Raw genomic sequence first — 22,075 nt, forward strand, 5'->3', positions numbered from 1 at the left:
ACCAGCGAAGCATCGATCTGTTCGGCGGCCTGGACGAGGGCCCGAAGGGCATCGGGCCTCGGTACGGCATCGTCATGGATCAGCCACACGTGGCTGATATCCGGTGTCAACTGCTCGATGAGCTCAGTCGTCGTCTTCACCCAGTGCGCGGAAGCCTCAGTAGCTGCTTGCTGGCTGGGGGTTCCGCCACCGATAACGAACCGTTCGGCGACCTCGCCGATCGCCGTGGTCTTCAGAATGCTACGAACCCTCGACGCATCAGAGGCGTAGACGGCGACAGCCACGGTCGCGAGTGAGGTGAGATTTGCTGTTGCCATCTGATCCATTGTGTCGTTGTCTGCGCGCCTAGGCAATCTGGCCGGGTGGGGAGACTAGATTGCCGACCAATCAACCAAAGGCCACGCCATGAATATCGTCATGTTATCGGGTGGAGTCGGAGGGGCGCGACTTGCGCGTGGATTGGCTCGCGCCCCCGGGGTCGACCTCACCGTGGTCGTAAACGTGGGTGACGACGACACCGATTACGGACTGGCAGTATCTCCAGATCTCGACACCGTTATGTACACCATCGTCGGCTCCGAATCAGAGGCCGGCTTCGGACTTGCCTACGACTCATTTGCGGTCATGAACCGACTTGAGGACTTCGGGATCAACACGGCCATGCGGATCGGCGATCGCGATATCGCCGCCAAGCTGTTCCGCACCATCGAACTCCATCGCGGGATCCCGCTCTCGGAAATCATCGGACGAATGGCTGAGGTGCTCAGCATCGAAGCGACCATCCTGCCGGCCACCGACGACTCGCTCCGCACCGAGATCCTCACCGCTGACGGTGACTGGCTGTCATTTCGGGAATACTTCGTCACGCGCGGGCACGAAGACGAAGTAGTCGATCTGAGATTCGCCGGCGCCAACCTCGCTACGCCTGCCCCAGGCGTGATCTCGGCCATCACCAACGCCGACGCCATCGTCATCGGCCCGAGCAACCCTCCGCTTTCGATCTGGCCGATCCTCGCCGTCGCGGGTATATCCGATGCCATCATCGACCGACCGCGAGTGATCGCGGTGAGTCCCTTGATCGGGGGGAAGGCCCTCAAGGGTCCGGCCGACCGTGTGCTGGTTTCGCTCGGATTGCCGCCGGGCAATGAGGGGGTTCTCGCCGCCTACGGTGGGCTCATCAACGAACTCGTCATCGACCAGCAAGATGCAACTGACCGGGGCCACCTGACCGCTCTCGGGGCGAGGGTACACGTCCGCAACACCCGCTTGGCAACCATGGAAGCTTCTGTCAACTTTGCCGAGTGGCTGATCGAGGTGCTGTGAACCTCGAGATTTTTGGGGTGCCCGGCATCGGGGAAGTCAAGGCCGGCGACGAAGTCGCCGATCTGATCCTGGCAGCACTTCCCCGTCCCCTCGAGAATGCCGATATCGTGGTTGTCACTCACAAAATCGTGTCCAAGGCTGAGGGATCTGTACTGGCAGCAGCCACCGACGAAGCTCGCAAGGCCATTGTTGAAACCGAATCGGCCGGGATCGTCCGCCGGCGCGGAGAGCTGATCATTTCGATAACCAGGCACGGGTTCATCTGCGCCAATGCGGGCGTTGACCGTTCGAACGTCGAACCAGGGAACGTCGTTCTCCTCCCGAGGGATCCCGATGCCAGCGCCCACCGCATCCGGCACCGCCTTGAACGGGCGACCGGCACTTCGCTCGGAGTGATCATCACGGACACGTTCGGGCGGCCCTGGAGACGCGGGTTGACCGACGTGGCCATCGGCATCTCCGGGCTACCAGCCCTGATCGATTACCGGGGAACTTCAGACACGTTTGGTTCGGTTCTCGAGGTGACCGAGGTAGCCGCCGTCGATGAGATCGCTGCGGCCGCGGATCTGGTCATGGGCAAGGCGACCGGCACTCCCGTGGCCGTGGTGCGTGGACTCAACCTCCGCGGTGAGGGACGGGCCGTCGACCTCGTTCGACCGCCGGACGAAGACCTATTCCGCTAACGGTACGAGCGAACCGTCTCGGCTACTCCTTCGACAACCGCCGTCCATGGGGCCCAATCAAGGCCTCGCACGGCTGCCGATGCGTCAAGAGCCGATCTCTCGATATCTCCCGGTTTGGCAGCTTCGAAGATCGGTGTGGCCGGACCACCGGTTGCCTTGGCAATGAGGCCATACAAATCCGAGATACTCGTTTCCGTGCCGGTACCGATGTGATACGTCCGCCCGACATTCGTGGTTCGACTCGCCCTGAAGAAGGCGTCTGCCACATCTGCCACAAAGACAAAATCGCGGGTTTGGCCGCCCCCTCCGAAAATGGTTCCTGGTCTTCCCGCCAGCAACGTCTCAACGAAGATGGCCACCACACCGCCCTCGGCGTGGGCCCTCTGCCTTGGTCCGTAGACGTTCGCTGGAGCGATCACCACATGGTCGAGCCCATAGGTTCGCTGATACATGGCCAAATACTCGCTCGCCGCCAACTTGGCGACGCCATACGGCGAGATCGGACGAGGCTTCTGCGTCTCCTTCGTAGGGATTACCGAACCAGGCCCGGCAAGAGCACCTCCCGATGAGGCAAACACAATCCTCCCTGCCCCGGATCGGCGGCAGGCCTCGAGCACCGAAATCGTCCCCAGTACATTGACCTGAGCGTCGTACATCGGGTCTGCCATGGATACGGACACCGAGGCCTGGGCGGCAAGATGGAACACCGTGTCGGGTCGGAACCGCCCCAGGACCACGCCGAGGTCACGATCAAGAATATCCATCGTGTGGACTTTCACGCTGCCGAATTCACGAGCGGACTTCAGATTGTCGAGATGGCCGGACGACAGGTCATCAATGACCAGGACTTCGTCGCCTTCATTGACGAGCCTGTCAACAAGATGCGACCCGATAAACCCGGCTCCGCCTGTTACAACCGCTCTCATTCTGACCGGCTCCAATGACGTCTCGGCACGAACCGCCATTTCACCAGGGCGACCAACGCCGGGAGGCCGTCTTTCCAGCTGATCTTCTTGCCTTCGTCGACTTCGCGACCAGCGTACGTAATCGGAACTTCCCAGATGCGATGGCCGGACCGGAGAAGCTTGGCCGTAATCTCTGGTTCGATGTCAAAGCGGTTCGAGGTCAAAACCAGACCCTGAGCCACTTTTGTATCAATCATTTTTGAACATGTCTCCATGTCTGAGATCGTGGTGTTGTAGAGGACATTGGTCACCAGGCTCAAGAAACGATTCCCGACCCAATGCCAGAACATCATGTTGCGACGCTCACCGGTGAATCTCGACCCGTAAACCACTTTGGCCAATCCCTCGTTAAGCGGCCGAAGCATGGCCGCCCAATCACGTGGATCGTATTCCAGATCGGCATCGTAAATGACCAACACATCGCCGGTGGCCGCTTCGATCCCTCTCCGAACCGCCGCCCCTTTTCCCTGATTGGACGGCTGCTCGATGAAACGAACGGTCGAGTCCACCAACTGACGTACGACCTCCTGGGTACCATCGGTCGAACCGTCATCAACGACGATCAGCTCCCGATCGACCGGCAGGAGATCCGCGCGAGCGCGCCGGATCGCCTCGGCGATCGTACGCCGCTCGTTGAAAACCGGGATAATTACCGTCAGTTTGGAATAGGTCATGTCTGGTCTCTCAGATACTCGACGGTTCTTTCCAGACCGAAGGCAAGATCCGTGGTGGCTCGCCATCCGGTCGCATCATGAATAGCACGCAAGTCAGGTCTCCGGACTTTAGGGTCACCATCGGGAAGCGGCAGAAAGATTCGTCCTGACTGGCCGAGCAATTCTTGCACGGCATCGGCCAATTCAAGCATGCTGATCTCGACATCATTTCCGAGGTTCAAGGGTCCGGGTAATTGTCGGTCGACAATGATCTTCAAACAATCGACAACGTCGTCGACGTAACAAAACGACCGAGTCTGGGATCCGTCGCCGAATAGCGGCAACGGCTTGCCCGCCAACGCCGCCGAGATGAACGCGGTCACGACACGGCCGTCTTCAGGATTCATTCCCGGTCCATAGGTGTTGAAGAGCCGAACCACGGACGATCTCGTATGCCGTCCCGATCTCCGGTAGGCATAGACGAGAGCTTCGGCATATCGTTTGCCCTCGTCGTAGCAAGCGCGCGGTCCCCGAACGTCGACAGAGCCCGGGTAGCTCTCGGCCTGAGGATGAACTTCGGGATCACCGTAGACCTCAGACGTTGACGTAAACAGAAAGTGGGCACCCGATTCGGCGGCCAGATCAAGCATCTGTCGAGTCCCTTCGGCTGCCGTGCGTAGCGTCCCGACCGGATCCAACAGATACCGGGGTGGAGACGCCGGCGAGGCCAAATGGCAGATCAATTGGAACGGCTGCCCCAGCAATGGCGGTGACACTACAGACCCTTCCACCACGGTGGCGGGAAGGCCGGCTGCGGCGGGCGATGGAGACGAGAAATCATCGAGCACCGTGACGTCCCAGCCATCCGCATTGAGGCGCCTTACCAAATGGCAGCCCAGGAAGCCCGCCCCACCGGTAACCAGCGCCCGTCCAGGTTCCAAACCGACCGTCACCGACCCACCCCGACGTACGAGAGTCCGACTGCTCTCACTGCAACCGGATCCAGAAGGTTACGGGCGTCGACAATGGCCGAGCCACGCATTTGGGCGGCGACGGCCCGCAGGTCATGGCGCTGGAACTCAGGCCATTCGGTAGCGATGAGTAAAACGTCAGCCCCCTTGATGGTCGACATAGCATCACCCCCTTCGGGGATACCCGGCACGGACGCCTGGGGATCAAACGCGATGACGTCAGCCCCGGCTTCCATCAACTGGTTGATTACTCGAATGGCGGGACTCTCTCGGATGTCATCGGTCCCGGCCTTGAACGCCAATCCCCACACCGCCACTCTCGCTCCAGAGAGGTTGCCGCCGGCCGCATCCCGGACTTTCGTAACCGTTCTGGCGAATTGTTCTTCATTGGTTGCAATCACGCCAGACATGAGCGAAAAGTCGTAGCCGGCGTCCGCTGCCAAACGAACGAGCGCTCGGGTGTCCTTGGGAAAGCATGAACCACCAAACCCGGGACCGGGACGCATGAACGAGAACCCGATGCGGTGGTCGTAGCCAATCCCGAGCAAGACGTCGCGCACATCGGCCCCTACCGCCTCGCACACATTGGCCATTGCATTCGCATAGGTGACCCTGGCGGCCAAATAGCCATTGGCTGCGTACTTGATGACCTCGGCCGAAGTGAGGTCGGTCACCAGGATTGGGGCGTCGATCGATCGATACAGTTCGATCAACTGATCGACGTTGCGTCGATCATCGGTACCAATGACGATACGGTCGGGCTTCATGAAATCCGTCACCGCACTCCCCTCGCGCAGAAACTCGGGGTTCGACGCCACGGGCCGTCCGGTCCTGATTCCGACTTCCAGATTGGTCCCGACAGGCACCGTTGATTTGGTGACGACCAAGCAGTCCTGCGGCAAAACGGCGGCGAGTTCGTCGGCAACGGAATAAATCGCCGACACGTCGGCCTCCCCGTCATCGCCCTGGGGGGTCGGCAGTGCCAGAAACACAATCTGAGCGTCCTTGACGGCCTCCTGATTCGAATCGGTAACGAGCAGCGACCCGTCGGCGAGGGTGGCGCTCAAGAGTTCGGGGAGCCCCGGCTCGAAGATCGGAGATCGACCCTCCTGAATCTCGACAACGCGGGCCGGATCCCGTTCTGCGAGGGTCACCTGGTTACCGAGGTGAGCGAGACCGACGGCCTGTACCAGACCCACGTATCCTGCTCCGATCACGGCTACTCGCATCAGCACCCCCTGAGTGTCCGAACCAAGTTAGCCGGGTTGATTGAGCGAGTCGGCTCCGAGGATGATGAGGACATCGGAGGTGCCAGGGGTCCCTTCGACAACTTCTCCGAACCCGAGCCGTTGAAAGACGAGTTCTCCGTACCCCGATCCAATCGGGCTCACAATCTGGGTAACGGGGACAGCGAACGTGTCATAGTCAACGACCGACACCACCTCAAAGCCCATATCGGCGAGGGCGCCCGCCCAGCGAGTAGCTGCTCCAAGGGTGCCGTTGCCGTTGGCCACTTCAATGGTCAGAATCTGGGGCATGGTCGTGGTCGGAATCGCTTCGGCCGCCTGGGGGGTCACTTGCTCGAAGGCCGATAGGGCGTCGGTTGCAGCCGGCTCATCGCGGATCTCGTAATAGAGCCCGTCGATGATCTCGGTGTGGGTTGGCAGAGTGGCCGCCGAAATGTTGTCGGTCCCAAAGGTCCGAAAAGCGAAGGCGAGTGAGACGAGATCCAGCTCGCTGAAGTTCGGATCGACCACCATGAACTGGGCTAGCTCGGCGACGAGAGACTGAACGCCTACGACATTTGACGGCTTCTTGAGCTGACCGAGAATCCCCCCAAGCAACTGCTGTTGTCGTTTGGTCCTGCCGATATCATTGGCGTCTGCGCTGACCCACTGTCCATCGCGTAATTCCTGATAAGACCGTGACCGGGCGTACGCCAAGGCCATCCGCCCGTCGAGATTCTGTGTTCCCGCCTCAACCGAGAGTTTGCTCTTCAGGTCGCGGGCCGGATACGGGAAGGTGACGGTCAGCCCGCCAAGCTTGTCGACGAGACCGGCAAAACCGACAAAGTCGATCTCGACATAGTGGTGGATCGGGATCCCCAGCTCTGCCTGAACCGTCGACAGCATGAGTGACGCGCCACCGAATGCATAGGCGGCGTTCACCTTCTGAACCCCGTACCCGTCGACATCTACGCGTAGGTCACGAGGGAGGCTGAGAAGCTGGACCGAACCGGAATCAGGGAACGCCCTGACGAGCATGATGACGTCGGCGCGTTGGCCCTTGAAATCTCCGAAGTCACCGCCCCAATCGTCCGGCAAATTCTCGCGGGAGTCCGACCCGAGCATCAAAAACGTGATCGGGTCACCCGGGTCGGCTGGAGATTCGGTCAGTATTTCGTCGAGCTGCGGCACGGTGGTGAAGTTCGCCAGCTGATCCGACACCTGATTGACCTGCCACAGCGCGTACCCAACCATGAGGTTTGCAAGGATCAGAGTCGTGATGACACTTCGCTTGACCCAGATCCATTTGTCGGGCTTCTTAGCCATGACAGTTCAGGCTATCGACGGAAGCGACGTGTGGTCCCACACTCATCAGTAGTCACTAGGTTCGGGATGCGGGAGGCTGGCGGACAGGAACTTCGGTATACGTGAAGAGGCATCAGAAGCCGCGCCCGACTGAAACGAATCGGAGTCGGGATCCATGAAGCCGTGTCCGGCCGCCTCGTAGACAATCCATTGTCCCGACGGGTTGAGGTCGGCGGCGACGTCGACACCTTCGGAGGGAATGTGTTCGTCGTTGGCGCCATACAGGCCGAGCACCGGGATCAGAATCCGCTCAAGGGCATCCCTGACTGTAAGCATTCTCTGCTCATCCCCGGCCAACGGGGCATGAATGACAACCAGGCCGGCGAGACGATGTCGATCAGCGGCATACAGGAGTCCAAAACGCCCACCCGTGTCAACTCCGACCATGCCGACCGGTCCGCTGACCGTAAAATCAGAAGCGCCTCCGACCGCGAAATCGATGGCTCGATCGATGTCCGTGAGAGCTCTGCGATCGTCCAGGGCACTGTACGCCGACACCGCTTCGTCGAGGGTTGATTCTGATGGCAGTGGCGATGGGTACGGGTCAAACGAGATTGCCACAAACCCGTGACGGGCCAGTTGACGGACCCAATCCTTCTCGAAAGACTGCAGACCGAAAATGCCGGGAAGGACAATTACTGCCGGGTATTTTCCGACCTGGTCGGGGCGCGCCAGGTACCCGCTTCTGAACCCGCTCCCGACCGGGATGGCATAGGAATGAAACAGGATGTTGTAGGTGCCCTCATGAGGAAGAACCGCCACGCCGTCTCCTTGGTGTGCATCGGGAAGAGTAGTCGGTCGAATCGGGGACACCATCCAACCTATGACGGGCTGGAGCGGACCTCCCAGACCTCACCCGTCACGAGCGATCGAATACCATCGCTGGTTTCAACCATGAGTTCGCCACCCTGGCCAACACCGACCGCTCGGCCGGCACCACCCGGTCTCCAGGTAATGAGGTTGTCGATCGTCACACAGCGCTCCAGGTATGCCGCCCGATCCCAGTGCTCGCTCCCCGCATCAGCCCTCATCAAGAGTTGGGACCCAAATGCGGCGGCCAGGCTCTCACATCGACCGGGATCCTCCCTATAGACGGCTCCATATCCATCAGGAGGTTCTGGCCAATAGAGGTTCAGCCCGAACCCGATCGTGACAACCGGTCCAACTGCTTCAGCCAAAATGCCTCCGACTTTGTGCCCGGCGGCATTCACCAGGTCATTGGGCCACTTCAGCCTGGCGTCAATCACATCGGTCGCCGCCAACCCCGCCACCAGCGGGAGCCGTCCGAATGTCGATGGCTCCCACCCTGGCGCCCAACAGACGGAAACCGCAATGGCACGCGGCGCGTTCTCCCACGTCCGATCATTCCGCCCCCGGCCACGAGTTTGGCGAGCCGCAGCAATCACCACGGGTGATCCGTCGAAGAGACGACGCGCCTCATCTTGAGTCGAGGTAGTTTCCTCAATCCATTCGAAAACGTAGGGTGTATCCAACCAGAGACCTCGCGAGTCGAAGTGAGTGAACAGAACCCTAAACCCCGGGAGTTAGCGTTGGGCACCGAACAACACATCGAGCGACTCCGGATGTTGCGCGAACAAGCCCAGCACTCGGGCAGCCAGCGCGCCGTTGACCGCCAGCATGACCAGGGCAAACTAACCGCCCGCGAGCGCCTAGGACTCTTGCTCGACAAAGGCTCATTCGAAGAGATCGACATGTTCGTGCGCCATCAGGCATCCGGGTTCGGGCTCGAAGATCAGCGTCCACCCGGCGATGCGGTCATCACCGGATGGGGAACGATCGACGGACGGACAGTTTTCGTGTTTGCCGAGGACTTCACCGTATTCGGTGGTTCGCTCGGTCAGGCAGTCTCCGAGAAGATCTGCAAGGTTCTCGACATGGCCATGGAGGTGGGTGCCCCGGTCATCGGCCTCAAGGATTCGGGCGGAGCCAGGATCCAGGAAGGCGTCGACGCGCTCGACGGCTATGGCCGGATATTTTTCAAAAACGTCCGCGCCTCCGGGGTCATTCCGCAGATCTCCGTCATCATGGGCCCATGCGCCGGCGGAGCGGTCTACTCGCCAGCCATCACCGACTTCATTTTCCAGGTCGAAGGAACTTCCCATCTGTTCATCACCGGACCTGAAGTGATCAAGACGGTTACGGGCGAGGATGTCTCCATGGAAGAACTCGGAGGCGCCCATGCCCACGCCTCCATTTCGGGTGTGACGCACTTCGTTTGCGCGTCTGAGGAGGAAGCACTCGATGAGGTTCGCTACCTCGTCAGTTTCCTGCCGCAAAACAACATGGAGGTTCCGCCGTTCTTCGCTCCTGGCGACTCGCCGGATCGGACGATCGATCTCCTCGACGCGATCATTCCCGATTCTCCCAATCAGCCATACAACATGGTCGACCTCATCGAAGCAGTAGTCGACGACGGCGAGTTCTATCAGGTCCATGAATTGTTCGCCAGGAACATCGTCACCGGCCTGGCCAGGCTCGACGGCTACACCGTCGGCGTGGTCGGCAACCAACCAAACACCATGGCGGGAACGCTCGATATCAGCGCGTCTGAGAAAAGCGCCCGATTTGTTCGGTTCTGCGACGCATTCAACATTCCGCTCGTGACGTTCGTGGACGTGCCCGGATTCATGCCAGGCGTCGAACAAGAACACGGCGGCATCATTCGCCATGGAGCAAAGCTGCTGTATGCGTATTGTGAGGCAACCGTTCCTCGCATCACGATCATTACTCGCAAGTCATACGGCGGGGCGTACCTCGTCATGAATGCTCGCGGCATCGGTGCCGACATGGTGTATGCATGGCCGTCAGCTCAAATCGCGGTCATGGGCGCCCCCGGAGCCGTTAACATCATTCATCGCAAGACCCTGAGCGAGGCAAAAGATCTTGAGGTGCGACGTAAGGAACTCATCGATGAGTACGAGCACACCTTCAACAATCCGTATAGAGCCGCAGAGCTCGGATTGGTCGACGATGTGATCGAACCACGCGACACAAGAGTCCGACTGATCAGAGCGCTCGATATGCTCAGAAACAAGCGCCAAACACTGCCCCCGAAAAAGCATGGGAACATTCCACTGTGATCGAATCCGTCCTGGTCGCCAATCGCGGCGAAATCGCCGTCCGAGTAATCCGCAGCGCCAGGGACCTCGGCGTGCGCACGATTGCCGTCTATTCGGACCTGGATCGAGATGCTCCGCACGTGCAACTCGCCGATGAAGCCTGGGCAATCGGACCGGCACCGGCCGCTGAGTCGTATCTGAACGGCCCGCAGATCCTGCGGGTTGCCAAAGAATCGAATGCGGCTGGCATTCATCCGGGATACGGGTTCCTCTCCGAGAACGGCGAATTTGCTCAGGCAGTTCTTGATGCCGGGCTCATCTGGGTTGGACCGCCTCCTTCCGCAATCAAGACAATGGGTGACAAGATCGCTTCACGCATGGCCGTGGCGGCGGCCGGCGTCAAGTCGGTTCCTGGCACACTCGAACCACTCACGTCAGTCGATGACGCCGCGGCGGCGGCCGCCGAGTTTGGCTATCCGGTGGCTATCAAAGCGGCCCATGGCGGGGGCGGAAAAGGTCTCCGTGTCGTGCAATCGGCCGAACAACTCGAAGAGGCGTTCGACGGGGCCCGGCGGGAAGCCGACGCCTACTTCGGAGATCCCGCCGTGTATGTCGAAAAATACCTGGCGCGGCCCCGGCACATCGAAGCCCAGATCCTGACCGACGCAGACGGCATCACTCATTTTCTCGGCGAGCGTGATTGCTCGGTGCAGCGTCGTCATCAGAAACTCATCGAGGAAACGCCTGCGTTCGGTATGACCGATGCCCAGCGGACCGAATTGGCCACCGCCGCTCGACTGGTCGCCGACGCCTGCGACTACCGGAACGCCGGAACCGTGGAATTCCTCATGGATGAAGACGGCTCGCTCTACTTTCTGGAAATGAACACCCGGTTGCAGGTCGAGCACACGGTGACCGAAGCCGTTACCGGCATCGACATGGTTCACGCTCAACTTCGGATTGCGTCAGGCGAAAGCCTCGACATCGGAGAGATCACCCCCCGTGGCCACGCCATCGAGTTTCGGATCAATGCAGAGGACCCGGCCGCCGGGTTCTTGCCGAGCCCGGGTCAGATCGTTGAATATCGGGAACCGGCCGGTTTTGGTGTCAGGGTTGATGGATGGGTCACGGCCGGCACCCGGGTCACTCAGTATTACGACAACCTCATCGCAAAACTTATCGTCTGGGGGGCGACCCGCGACGAGGCTCTTGCCAGGGCGCGGGGGGTCCTGTCCGAATACACCATCAGTGGCCTAGCTACGACGATTCCGGCCCATCGCCAAATCCTGGACCATCCCACGTTCATTGCAGGCAAACACACCACCAAATTCGTCGAGCAAGAACTCAACTTCTCTGGCAGGCAAACCGTTTCCGGAACGTTGCCCTCAGAAGAGGCGACGAGCCAGCGCACGATGACTGTGGAGGTGGGCGGTCGCAGATTCGACGTTACCTTCTGGGCCCCCGAGGCCCGGATCGCCAGTTCTGATCGGCGGCCCTCGGCGCGTCGACGATCACCCAAACTGACCCGATCCGAAGGCAACACGTCTATTGACGCCGGAGTCATTGCGGCTCCTATGCAAGGCACAATCGTAAAAGTCAGTGTGGCGGCCGGTGATCGGGTCCATGAGGGCGCCACCATCTGTGTGCTGGAAGCCATGAAAATGGAGAACGAGGTCAAGTCGCCGATCTCGGGAGAAGTCGTTGAGCTACGAGCTCAAGCCGGAGACACCGTTACCCCCGGCCAGGTTATCGCCATCGTCCGGTAGGGCATCAGGGTTCGCCTGGCGACGCTCAGTCCGCCGCCTCGGTGAGGCTTTCCGATAGCGACGGATGAACCATCAACGTCTCGACGAGCGTCTCGACATGCAGCCGACCTTGCACCGCCAGTGCCAGGATTCCAATCAGCTCCGATGCCCGGTGACCAACGATGGTCCCACCGAGGACTTCATGCGTAGCCGGGTCGGAATAGAGCTTTACGAACCCGCGTTCCTGCCCCTGAATGACGGATCGGCTGTTCGACGCAAAGGGCACCTTCGTGCTCCTTATCCGCCGGCCGGCCGCCGCGACATCCGCCTCCTCGAGACCGACGGAGGCAATCTCCGGCTCCGCAAAGATAGCTTGAGCTACCTTCGAGTAATCGATCGGTTTGACCTGAAACCCGAGGGCGTGCTTGGCGAGTTTTCGCCCCTGCATCGACGCAACCGACGATAAAGGCAACTTCCCGGTGACATCTCCAGCCGCGTAAATGTGAGGAACGTTGGTTCTCTGGAACTCGTCGACAGGGACATACCCATGATCGGTTTCAACCCCGGCCGCCGCGAGGTCAAGCCCGCTGGTCAGCGGGACGCTACCGATCGCCAGAAGTGCGTGTGAACCAGCCACCGTCCGACCGTCATCGGCGGTGATCACAACGCCCGAATCGGAAACTTCGGCTGCGATGGCTCTGGCACCTTTGAGGAGCCGAACCCCGCGCTCGAGGAAGTCCTCCTCGAGGGCGGCGGCCACTTCGGCGTCGCGGTAGGGCAGCACTTGCTGGCGGCTCACCAAAAGGCTCACCTTGGCGCCCATGGATGCAAAAATGCTCACGAACTCCACCCCGGTTACCCCGGATCCGACGACGATCATATGCTCAGGGATATCGCCAAGGTGATAGGCGTCGCGAGTCGTCAGTATTCGTTTTCCATCGACGGTCGCCCAGTCCGGTACCCGGGGTGCCGAGCCGGTGGAAATAAGAGCGATGTCGAAGGCGAGCTCGATTTCGCCGTCGTCCGTGCTGGCGATAGCCGAGTTTGGACCGGTGAAACGTCCCCGGCCATGAATGAGTCTCACTCCTTGGTCTTCGAGAACTTCAGATGTGTTCTCGGACAGGTCCGTGGCGATACGATCCATGCGAGCAGACAGGCGCCGGAGATCGACCGGGCTTTGGTCGGCCGCAAAGCCAAGCTTCTCGGCATTACGTATCGAGTTCATCCGGATCGAGGAAGCCACCATGGTCTTTGAAGGGATGCAGTCCCAGAGGTGAGCGGCCCCACCGATGATCGACGACTCAACCAGAGTGACCTCGGCGCCGAGGGAAGCAGCCACGGTGGCAGCCATCGTTCCGGCCGGTCCGCCACCGATGATCAAAAAACGTATGGGATTGTCGCCTGCCACGGATCCTCTTCACTAGGGAGGTTCAGGCTAGAGCCGAATTGGCCAGGCAACCAATAGCCGACCATCCCCCGCCGAGGTTGCCTCCTATTCCCCGAACACCCCGAAGACCGAGCGCAAGGCATCGGAAATCTCGCCGAGCGTGGCGCCTGCTCCGAATGCGTCTCGTATGGCGGGCACGACGTTGGTCGGGCCGGTGGCGACCGCCACGAGATCGGCCAGCCGTGCCTGGACAACTTCGTCCTGTCGGCGTAGCCGATGTTCTCGAAGCGCAATCTTCTGATCGCTTTCGAGTCGGGGATCCACCAACTGGCTGTCGAACTCTGCAGTCTCATCAACTTGAAATACGTTGACCCCAACCACGAGATCGTTGCCCGCCTCCAGTCTTCTGGCCGCCTCATAGGATGCCTGCTCGATGTAGGCGGTCTGTACTCCCTGTTCGACGGCCGCCACCGCTCCCCCCGCCCCGTCGATCACGCTGATGAGTTCCCAGGCGGCAGCCTCCAACTGGTCGGTCAGGGTCTCGACAAAATAGGATCCTGCCAGTGGATCGACAGTACCGGTGATCCCCGACTCGTTGGCCAGAATTTGCTGCGTGCGTAGGGCAACCGTTGCCGACGCCTCGGTGGGAAGTCCGAGCGCTTCGTCAAAGGCGTTCGTGTGAAGAGACTGGGTGCCACCCAGGACCGCCGCCATGGCCTGCACGGTGGTTCGAACAACATTGTTCAGCGGTTGTTGGGCGGTCAACGTACTTCCGGCGGTTTGGGTGTGAAAACGCATTCGCCAGGCGTCTGACGATCGGGCTCCGATCCGATCACGCATGAGCGCCGCCCAGATCCGGCGGGCGGCCCGAAACTTGGCTACTTCTTCAAAAAAGTCATTGTGGCTATTCCAGAAGAACGACAACCTGGGAGCGAAATCGTCGACATCGAGACCGGCCTCAATTGCAGCTTCGACGTACGCGAGGCCGTTCGTGAGAGTGAACGCCAACTCCTGGGCCGCCGTTGACCCGGCTTCTCGAATGTGATACCCGGAAATCGAGATGGTATTCCAGCCAGGAATCTCATCCGCACAGTATGCAAACAAGTCGGTGATGACCCGCATCGATGGTCGGGGCGGAAAGATGTACGTGCCCCTGGCGATATATTCTTTGAGAATGTCGTTTTGAATCGTCCCCCTCAGCAATGATGCGTCGATGCCGCGCTCGGCGGCCACCAACTGATAGCCGACGAGCAAGATGGCGGCGGTCGAGTTGATGGTCATCGAGGTGCTCACTCGATCGAGGGGAAGTTCATCAAAAAGCACCCGAAGGTCGTCAAGTGTGTCAATCGCGACCCCGACCTTCCCGACCTCGCCGGCTGCCATTGGATGGTCCGAGTCGTAGCCCATCTGTGTCGGTAGATCGAACGCCACCGACAGTCCGGTTTGACCGGCCGCCAGCAGGGCTTTAAAACGTTCGTTGGTTGCCGCCGCAGAACCGAACCCCGCGTACTGACGCATCGTCCAGTGCCGGCCGCGGTACATTGAGGGATACGGTCCCCTGGTGAACGGGTATTCCCCGGGTGCCCCGATGCGTTCAGGATCGACGGGGCGATCCGGACCATAGAGGACATCGATCTCAATCCCGCTACTGGTGCGCCTGGATTCGTTTGACATGCTCTAAGATCTCCAACCCTGTAAAGTTACAGATTACCGGCAACTTTTCCCGACCCCCTTTCGTTGGATATCCGTATGACCACCAACATCCATCAGCTAGAGCGGCGCGAGCGGCGCGGCAAGTGGTTCGTCGCAACGGCCATCCTGCTGTCCATCAGCGTATTGACCGCTTCATGGGTCGGTCTTTTCTCATTCATGGCAGCCACGACCGCCCACAGTGTGATGGTCGACGTGGAATCAGCGGTGATCCCCGAAGTCGACGGAGACGCGTTGAACTTCCCGAACCTCTCTCGAGTGTCACTCGTATATGCGTCAAACGGCACACTGCTCGCCGAGCTGCACGATGGCATCGTGTCAGAACCGGTTCGCTTCGAAGACATCCCCGACGTCATGATCGATGCGATTCTCGCTGCCGAGGACGCAGACTTCTTTCAACACTCGGGAGTCGACTGGAGCGCCATCGCGTCGGCCTTCATCGACAATTTGAGTTCGGATACCCAGCGCGGTGGATCAACGATCACCCAGCAGGTCGTAAAGAAGACCTTTGTTGGTGATGAGGTCTCCTATGAGCGCAAGCTGCGTGAGGCAGTAACGGCTATTGAGTTAGAGCGTCGCTACTCCAAGGAGCAGATCCTGGAGTACTACCTGAACTCCGTCTACTTCGGCTCCAGCGCCTACGGCGTCCGAGCCGCCGGCCGCGAGTTCTTCGATAAGGAGCTCGACGAGCTGACCGTTGCCGAAGCCGCCACACTGGCCGTACTTCCTCGTAACCCTTCCGTCTACAGTCCCCGCTCCAACCCGGAGACAACCCTCAACCGCCGCAACAACGTCATCGACGAAATGCTCGACGCCGATTTCATCACGCAGGACCAGCGCAATACCGCCATTGCCGAAAACATGTCGATCGCTCCTCCCAAGACGTTTATCAGCCCGGCCGACCATGTCGTCGCCGAAGTCAAACGACGACTGCTCGATGATCCGGGATTCGAATTCCTGGGAGCTACCCGCGACGAACGTAAGCAGGCCATCTTCGGATGCCCGGCCGATGACGTTGAGTGTGAGGGCGGGGGTGGCCTGAGTATTCGCCTAACCATCGATCTTGACCTCCAGAAAGCTGCCAACGACATCCTCCACAACTGGCTGCCCACCCCGGCGGACCCCACGGAGAAGGCTCCCACCGGGGCCATCGCCACCGTGGATTCCAAGACTGGTGCCATCCTGGTCATGGCGTCCGGGTTGCCATTTGGAGAAGAGCAATTTGATCTGGCCACCCAGGGCAAGCGCAATCCCGGATCGGCCTTCAAGCCGTTCACGCTGGTGGCCGCACTCGAGTCGGGTACCTCGTTGAATTCTTTTTGGGACTCCACGAGTCCCAAAAAGTTCGATATCGGCGGGGGTCAGGTTTGGACCGTAAGTAATGCGGGCGGTGGCGGATCAGGGCTCATGCGACTGTTTGATGCGACGTACAACTCGGTCAACGTCGTATACGCAGGTGTCGCCGTCGAAACCGGTCCCGAGAAGATCGTCGACGTCGCCCACCGGATGGGCGTCAAGTCAGAGCTACCGGCCGTTCCCGCCATCACGCTGGGGGTCGGCGCGGTTTCCCCACTTGAGATGGCGTCAGCTTTCACCAACTTCTCGACAAATGGTTCGTGGGCTGAGAGCTACCTCGTCGAATCGATCACGGACTCGGCAGGCAGCATCATCTACCAGCACGAGATCAACCGCGTTCAAACGGTTGACGCGGCCGTAATCGCTGCCGCCCGCCAACCACTCGAAGTCGTACCCGTGAGCGGTACCGCCCCGCGGGCCAACATTGGACGGCCACAGGGCGGCAAGACCGGTACCCATCAAAATTACCGGGAAGCCTGGTTTGTGGGATTCGTCCCCCAGGCAGCGACGGCCGTCTGGGTGGGATTTCCGGACAGTCAGATACCACTGACAAACGTCCGGATTCACGGTGAGACCTACTCGAGAGTCTTCGGTGGAAGCGTGCCGGCGCCGATCTGGAAAGAGTTCATGCAGATCTACCTCGCTGACAAACCGGCCGAGGAGTTCCCGCCCGACCCGGAAGGAATCTCCGCCTACTTGCGAACCCCATCGACCGACGTACCGGACGTGGTGGGCATGCTTGAAGAAGAAGCAACCGACGCGATTGGTACCGCGCACCTCAACGCAGTCGTGGAGGAGGTGCCATCAAATGAGCCGGCTGGCACCGTCATCGCTCAGCTGCCTGAAGCCGGTGCCGTCCTGCCTCAGGGATCGTCGGTCACCATCTCGATCTCCGTCGAGGGTCGGCCTCTTCCGCTGTTTGAAGGACTCAACCAGGGCCAATTCGAACAGGCGTTCAACAACTTCCAGGCCGAGACCGGGATCACCTTGCTCATCAATTTTCAGACCGTCGAAACAGGCGACTCCAAGAAGGTCGGCAACATCGTCCGGCAACGGCCTGCCCCCGGCAGCCTGGTCGGAGACGGCGACACGATCGTCATCATCTTTGGGGTACGAAAAAGCGAGGGTTGATTTGAGCGGGCCAACATAGTAGTTGACATTGGTTAACGTTGTGTGATATTTCGTAACAGTGAGACCTGTCGTACCCGGGACCGAGGAAAACCTCGCTGCATCAGCCGCCGCACCAATCCCGGGTGCGCCAGGTCCTCGTCGATCCGCCCAACCACGGCCCTGGGTCCGGCCGCACCTCTACGAGCGTCCGGCCCCGATCCTCTTCACCGATCCTTACGTTCGCTCCCGTTGGACAGCCGCACTCGGCCCCCAGGCCGTCGCGGACTTGATGCGGCTGATCAGGGCAGCCGAACAGGGTCGGCGCATTCGCCGTCCCATTCGTCTGCAATCGCTAGTGGCCGCTGGCCTGGCTGTGTGGGCAGGCGGAGAACTGTTTGTCTCCCGCCAAATCCCGGAGGTCCCTGCTCATCTCCTCCCCCGCCGCCTCCGCCAATGACCGACCGACACCCCGCACCGGAGCGCCAGAATCGTGTCGCCGTCTAGTCTCCTGATCATGAGCGCCATCACTAAAACCGTTACCCTTTCAGGCGGATCACCGACCAGTTACGAGGACGCCATCCGCACCATCCTCAGCCGGGCCGCGGAGTCCGTGAGTGAGATCACCCGGTTCGAGGTCGTCTCGATGTCGGGCAAGGTCGATGCATCGGGGCTACCCGCCAGCTTTGACATCACACTCCTTCTCACGTTTGTCGTGAAGGAATCGCTGGCCCACAATTGACAGTCACCGATCTGGGGGACGGGATCTGGCGCATTACCGCTCCGCTACCTTTCGTCGCACCCAAGTCGGTTAACTGTTACGTATTCGAAGGCCAGGAAGGCCTTACGATGCTTGACTGCGGGGTCGAAAGCGAAGAGGGTCTGGCGGCGGTTCGGACCGGTTTAGGCACAATTGGCGGCAACCTCACGACTTTGATCGGCTCGCATCTCCACGTCGACCATGTGGCGGCGGCCGGTGCCCTGGTCGAAGAGACCGGAGCCCGGTGGGTCATGCACGAGACCACTCCCGACGAGATCCCCCGCTACAACGATTGGACGCTGCGAGCCACGGCCCTCGCGACGGCGGCGGGAGCCCACGGCGCACCGACCGAATTCACAAAAGCGCTTCTCACAGATTGGGAACGCCCGCCCTGGTACGGGATCGCCATGAACCCGTCCGATGCCGTCGCCGACGACGATCGGATCAGTCTTGGCGGCGATCGATACTTGAAGGTCCTGTACACGCCCGGCCACCAGATAAATCACATCTGCCTGGTCGACTCCCGGACTGACCTACTGTTCTCCGGAGACCATATCCTTCCCCGTATCTCGCCATTCGTTCCGTACACGGGGCCTGAATCAGACCATCTCGGCGACTACCTGGCCTCAATCGACCGGATCGTCCGACTTGAAACCTCGCTGACCCACCCTGCCCACGGTACCGAGATCGAGCGTGGATCGGAACGGGCCCATCAGATCTCCCTCCATCACGATCGCCGCCTTGAAGACATGATCGATCACCTCACCACCGGTCCCGACACTGCCTGGCACGTCATGGAGACGACCTTCCGACCCAACCTCAGTTTTCTTCAGCAACGCCTGGCCATTCAGGAAACATTGGCTCACCTCGAACACCTACGCCGAAAGGGCAGACTGCGTCTCATCGGAGATCCGTCGAATTGGCAGTATGAAAGAACCGGTCGATGACCTCAGCCGATCACACCCTCGTCACGAGCGACGGCGAGAAACTTGAATCGCTTTGGGATAGACCATCCGGCCAAGCGATCGGTACGGTAGTCCTGTGTCACCCCCACCCGTTGCAGGGTGGGACGATGCGAGCCCCGCTCATGAATCACGTAGCCGAGGGGCTCGCCGGTCGAGGTTTCACCGTCCTCCGCTTCAACTTTCGAGGCGTCGGTGAATCCTCCGGAACCCATGGTTACGGTCAGGCGGAAATCGCTGATATCAGCGCGGCCTGGAAGGCGGCCAACGAGGAAGCAGCAGGACCATATTTTCTGGGCGGATGGTCATTCGGAGCGGCCACCTCATTGGTCTGGATGGCGCACACCAACACGGCGGTTCCGTGGGCTGGCATTGCTCCACCTGTTACCGGAACGAGTAGCCCGACCCTCCCACTTCGCCTCCCCGCGGCTCCTCGCACATTTATCCTCGGCGACAGGGATCAATTCACAACTGTGGCTGAGACGGAAGCCTACATCGAGCAGGTTTCGGGCCAACTTCACGTGGTCAAGGGTTCAGACCACTTCTTCTACTTTCGAGAAGCGGTCGTGACCGATCTCATGGCTGAAGCCTTCGGGTGGCACCCAGGTAATCCATCGCCCGGCGCATAGCCATTCGGAGCTACCGATCGTTACGAAGTCTCACCGCGGTCGGAATCCACGGTTGGAAGCTTCCGGAAGGGCATCAGGGCCAAACGTCGAGATGAGGTTTCGCATGGTCAGATTGTCGACGTCGTTGCGTTGAAAAAGCTCGGCAAACTGCGCCGGATCGTCACAGTCGTACACAATCATGGTATCCCTGGTTCCGAGGAACCGATTGTGTTCAAATCGCCTCAGCCGCGCCGCAGCCATAAGTCCGCCTTCCAGTTCGCTCAAGGCTAGTCGTCTGCCGGCCCGGCGCCTACAGGGACATCAGCCTGGCAATTAGGGCAAGTGGCCAGGTCGACGGCCCCGACGATGAAAGAAAACGAGCAATCCGGGCAGACAATTCGGGGGGAAGGTTCCGCCGGGGGAACCGGCATTGTTGGGGGGGATAGATTGGTTGGGTTTGCCGGTGCAGGGGCCGTCGGCTCGCCCCGTCCCCCACTCACCTGGTTCACGGCTCCACACGCCGGACATTTGAATCGCCCCTCCCCGGCAACGTCCACTTCAGTCGCACAGGCGCCGCATCGAGCTCTCACGTTTCATTCCCCTCCGCCATTCCGGCGATAGCCCCGATCGATTCGAGATACCCGAACTGGCCCGCCAGGACCGCCCGGACATCCTCCGGTTCAAACGAATTCTCTTTTGTAAGAATGTAGTCAACCGATTCGTCCGTTGCACCCATCACGACAGACGCAGATCCGAGAGGTTTGCCTTTGACACTCTGTTGGAGCCCGAAAACCTGCCATTCGAGAATTGACCGAACACCGTCTGGTGTGAGCCTGCTCTTCGGGCCACCATCGAGCCGACTCCATACCCACTCGACCGCTTCGTCAATAATGAACTCAGCCGGGTCACTCGATGGTCTGGTTCGAATCTCCTGGAACAGCATCACGCCGATGAGCACGAGAAACACCACTGCAAGCACGGCCCCGAGCGCGATGGCAGTTGCCGAACTCACGCCTCATATTCCAATCTGGTCAGCCAGCAAGGCCCGATGATATGACGGATCACCAAACAGCAACTCGGAACTCTTGGACCTCTTCAGATAGAGGTGGGCATCGTGTTCCCAGGTGAAGCCAATCCCTCCGTGGATCTGAATGTTCTCGGATGCTGCCGAAAAGTATTTCTCGGTGCAATATGACTTCGCCAGCGGAGCAACGATGGGAAGCTCATCGTTATCCTCTGAAACAGCCCACGCCGCGTAATACGCCGCACTCTTGGCCGACTCCACGCCTACCAGCATGTCCGCGCACTTGTGTTTGATCGCCTGAAACGAGCCGATCGGGCGCCCGAACTGAATTCTCACCTTGGCGTATTCCACAGCCATGTCGAGAACCTTCTGGGCTCCGCCGACCGATTCGACGGCTAGCGCCACCGAAGCAATCCGATACACCCTTTCCAGCGTTTCCCAACCCCTACCGACGGATCCCAAAACCGCAGCAGCCGGCACAGCCACGTCGGCAAAATTGATTTCGGCGAGTTTTCGAGTCTGATCCATCGAATCGACTACCTTGCGACCGATTCCGTCCAGGCCGGCGTCGACCAAAAACAGGGTCACCCCCTGATCGGTTCGGGCGGCCACAACGAGCATGTCTGTCGTGTGACCGTCAATTACGAAACTCTTCACGCCCGACAGGCGATATCCGTCCCCATCGGGGACGGCCGGCATCTCAATTCCCGCCTCGTCCCAGCGTCCGGCAGGCTCCGTGACCGCCAGGCCCAGCCGTAGAGTTCCTTCGGAAACCGACGGAAGCACCGCCTGTTTCTGCTCCTCGGAGCCAGCCAGCAGAACCGCGTTCGCTCCGAGTATCACCGTAGAAAGGAAGGGAGCCGGGAGGAGCGTTCGACCCATTTCTTCAAGCAACACCGTGGTTTCCAGGAAACTGAAGCCAGCTCCTCCATACGACTCAGGAATGGCCAAACCGAGCCAGCCCATATCCGCCATGTCCGCCCACATGCCGCCATCGAAGCCGGTCTCAGACGCCATTAGCTCGCGAACCGTGGAGGTCGGACATTTGTCGTCCAGGAACCGGCGCGCTGTCTCTCGGAGAAACTCTTGTTCTTCACTAAAGGCAAAGTTCATGCAAACTCCTCGTCATCGGCACCCATGTTAACCATCG

Annotated in this window: 21 protein-coding genes; 8 read left to right on the forward strand and 13 right to left on the reverse strand. The window is 60.1% G+C overall.

Going from position 1 to position 22,075, the window contains the following annotated elements; translation table 11 throughout:
- Positions 1–317, reverse strand: a 317-nt coding sequence (locus JJE47_11125; GenBank protein MBK5267972.1) for a hypothetical protein, incomplete at its 3' end; no start/stop codon positions are given.
- An 88-nt stretch (positions 318–405) separates the two neighbouring features.
- Here JJE47_11125 and JJE47_11130 point away from each other — a divergent pair.
- Positions 406–1,323, forward strand: a complete 918-nt coding sequence (locus JJE47_11130; GenBank protein MBK5267973.1) for a YvcK family protein — start codon at positions 406–408, stop codon at positions 1,321–1,323.
- Positions 1,302–2,006, forward strand: a complete 705-nt coding sequence (gene cofE, locus JJE47_11135; protein ID MBK5267974.1) for a coenzyme F420-0:L-glutamate ligase — start codon at positions 1,302–1,304, stop codon at positions 2,004–2,006. The genes JJE47_11130 and cofE overlap by 22 nt, the downstream gene beginning before the upstream one ends.
- On the opposite strand, the gene JJE47_11140 is transcribed toward cofE, so the two are convergent.
- Genes JJE47_11140 through JJE47_11170 form a run of 7 tightly spaced genes read right to left on the reverse strand, consistent with a single transcriptional unit; the run spans position 2,003 to position 8,679 of the window.
- Entirely contained in the window at positions 2,003–2,932 is a 930-nt protein-coding gene (locus JJE47_11140) for an NAD-dependent epimerase/dehydratase family protein (protein MBK5267975.1), read from the reverse strand. The genes cofE and JJE47_11140 overlap by 4 nt on opposite strands.
- A complete protein-coding gene (locus JJE47_11145) occupies positions 2,929–3,645 on the reverse strand; it encodes a glycosyltransferase family 2 protein (GenBank protein ID MBK5267976.1) in 717 nt (238 codons plus the stop codon). Before JJE47_11145 ends, JJE47_11140 begins: the two co-directional genes overlap by 4 nt.
- Positions 3,642–4,577: an NAD-dependent epimerase/dehydratase family protein gene (locus JJE47_11150; GenBank protein MBK5267977.1), complete on the reverse strand. Its 936-nt coding sequence runs from the start codon at positions 4,575–4,577 to the stop codon at positions 3,642–3,644. The genes JJE47_11145 and JJE47_11150 overlap by 4 nt, the downstream gene beginning before the upstream one ends.
- On the reverse strand, positions 4,574–5,824 hold the full coding sequence (locus tag JJE47_11155; GenBank protein ID MBK5267978.1) for a UDP-glucose/GDP-mannose dehydrogenase family protein: 1,251 nt from the start codon (positions 5,822–5,824) through the stop codon (positions 4,574–4,576). Before JJE47_11155 ends, JJE47_11150 begins: the two co-directional genes overlap by 4 nt.
- Positions 5,825–5,851: 27 nt before the next feature.
- Positions 5,852–7,147 (reverse strand): LCP family protein, encoded by a 1,296-nt coding sequence (locus JJE47_11160; protein MBK5267979.1) that lies wholly within the window; start codon positions 7,145–7,147, stop codon positions 5,852–5,854.
- Between the two features lie 45 nt (positions 7,148–7,192).
- Positions 7,193–7,948, reverse strand: coding sequence for a dienelactone hydrolase family protein (locus JJE47_11165; protein ID MBK5267980.1), 756 nt, complete (start codon positions 7,946–7,948; stop codon positions 7,193–7,195).
- Between the two features lie 59 nt (positions 7,949–8,007).
- Positions 8,008–8,679: a biotin--[acetyl-CoA-carboxylase] ligase gene (locus JJE47_11170; GenBank protein ID MBK5267981.1), complete on the reverse strand. Its 672-nt coding sequence runs from the start codon at positions 8,677–8,679 to the stop codon at positions 8,008–8,010.
- Between the two features lie 90 nt (positions 8,680–8,769).
- Here JJE47_11170 and JJE47_11175 point away from each other — a divergent pair, with 90 nt between their 5' ends.
- Both JJE47_11175 and JJE47_11180 read left to right on the forward strand, forming a co-directional pair.
- The gene (locus JJE47_11175) at positions 8,770–10,287 is read left to right on the forward strand and encodes an acyl-CoA carboxylase subunit beta (GenBank protein MBK5267982.1); all 1,518 of its coding nucleotides are present in this window, start codon (positions 8,770–8,772) and stop codon (positions 10,285–10,287) included.
- Positions 10,284–12,032: an ATP-grasp domain-containing protein gene (locus JJE47_11180; GenBank protein ID MBK5267983.1), complete on the forward strand. Its 1,749-nt coding sequence runs from the start codon at positions 10,284–10,286 to the stop codon at positions 12,030–12,032. The genes JJE47_11175 and JJE47_11180 overlap by 4 nt, the downstream gene beginning before the upstream one ends.
- Positions 12,033–12,057: 25 nt before the next feature.
- Here JJE47_11180 and JJE47_11185 read toward each other — a convergent pair whose 3' ends face one another.
- Together JJE47_11185 and JJE47_11190 are read right to left on the reverse strand one after the other, a co-directional pair.
- A complete protein-coding gene (locus JJE47_11185) occupies positions 12,058–13,419 on the reverse strand; it encodes an NAD(P)H-quinone dehydrogenase (GenBank protein MBK5267984.1) in 1,362 nt (453 codons plus the stop codon).
- Between the two features lie 84 nt (positions 13,420–13,503).
- Positions 13,504–15,072, reverse strand: a complete 1,569-nt coding sequence (locus tag JJE47_11190) for a methylmalonyl-CoA mutase (protein ID MBK5267985.1) — start codon at positions 15,070–15,072, stop codon at positions 13,504–13,506.
- A 75-nt stretch (positions 15,073–15,147) separates the two neighbouring features.
- On the opposite strand from JJE47_11190, the gene JJE47_11195 reads away from it, so the two are divergent.
- The 4 genes from JJE47_11195 to JJE47_11210 all read left to right on the forward strand — a co-directional run bounded on the left by JJE47_11195 (position 15,148) and on the right by JJE47_11210 (position 19,922).
- Positions 15,148–17,595, forward strand: a complete 2,448-nt coding sequence (locus JJE47_11195; protein MBK5267986.1) for a transglycosylase domain-containing protein — start codon at positions 15,148–15,150, stop codon at positions 17,593–17,595.
- A 493-nt stretch (positions 17,596–18,088) separates the two neighbouring features.
- Entirely contained in the window at positions 18,089–18,313 is a 225-nt protein-coding gene (locus JJE47_11200) for a dodecin domain-containing protein (GenBank protein ID MBK5267987.1), read from the forward strand.
- A complete protein-coding gene (locus JJE47_11205) occupies positions 18,310–19,278 on the forward strand; it encodes an MBL fold metallo-hydrolase (GenBank protein ID MBK5267988.1) in 969 nt (322 codons plus the stop codon). Before JJE47_11200 ends, JJE47_11205 begins: the two co-directional genes overlap by 4 nt.
- A complete protein-coding gene (locus tag JJE47_11210) occupies positions 19,275–19,922 on the forward strand; it encodes an alpha/beta hydrolase (GenBank protein MBK5267989.1) in 648 nt (215 codons plus the stop codon). The genes JJE47_11205 and JJE47_11210 overlap by 4 nt, the downstream gene beginning before the upstream one ends.
- Before the next feature lie 30 nt (positions 19,923–19,952).
- On the opposite strand, the gene JJE47_11215 is transcribed toward JJE47_11210, so the two are convergent.
- The 3 genes from JJE47_11215 to JJE47_11225 all read right to left on the reverse strand — a co-directional run bounded on the left by JJE47_11215 (position 19,953) and on the right by JJE47_11225 (position 22,038).
- Positions 19,953–20,186: a hypothetical protein gene (locus JJE47_11215; protein ID MBK5267990.1), complete on the reverse strand. Its 234-nt coding sequence runs from the start codon at positions 20,184–20,186 to the stop codon at positions 19,953–19,955.
- 301 nt (positions 20,187–20,487) lie between these two features.
- Positions 20,488–20,913, reverse strand: coding sequence for a hypothetical protein (locus tag JJE47_11220; protein MBK5267991.1), 426 nt, complete (start codon positions 20,911–20,913; stop codon positions 20,488–20,490).
- Positions 20,914–20,916: 3 nt separating this feature from the next.
- Entirely contained in the window at positions 20,917–22,038 is a 1,122-nt protein-coding gene (locus JJE47_11225; GenBank protein ID MBK5267992.1) for an acyl-CoA/acyl-ACP dehydrogenase, read from the reverse strand.
- Between the last annotated feature and the right edge of the window lie 37 nt (positions 22,039–22,075).

The sequence above is a fragment of the Acidimicrobiia bacterium genome (assembly GCA_016650365.1).
Classification (GTDB): Bacteria; Actinomycetota; Acidimicrobiia; order Spongiisociales; family JAENVV01; genus JAENVV01.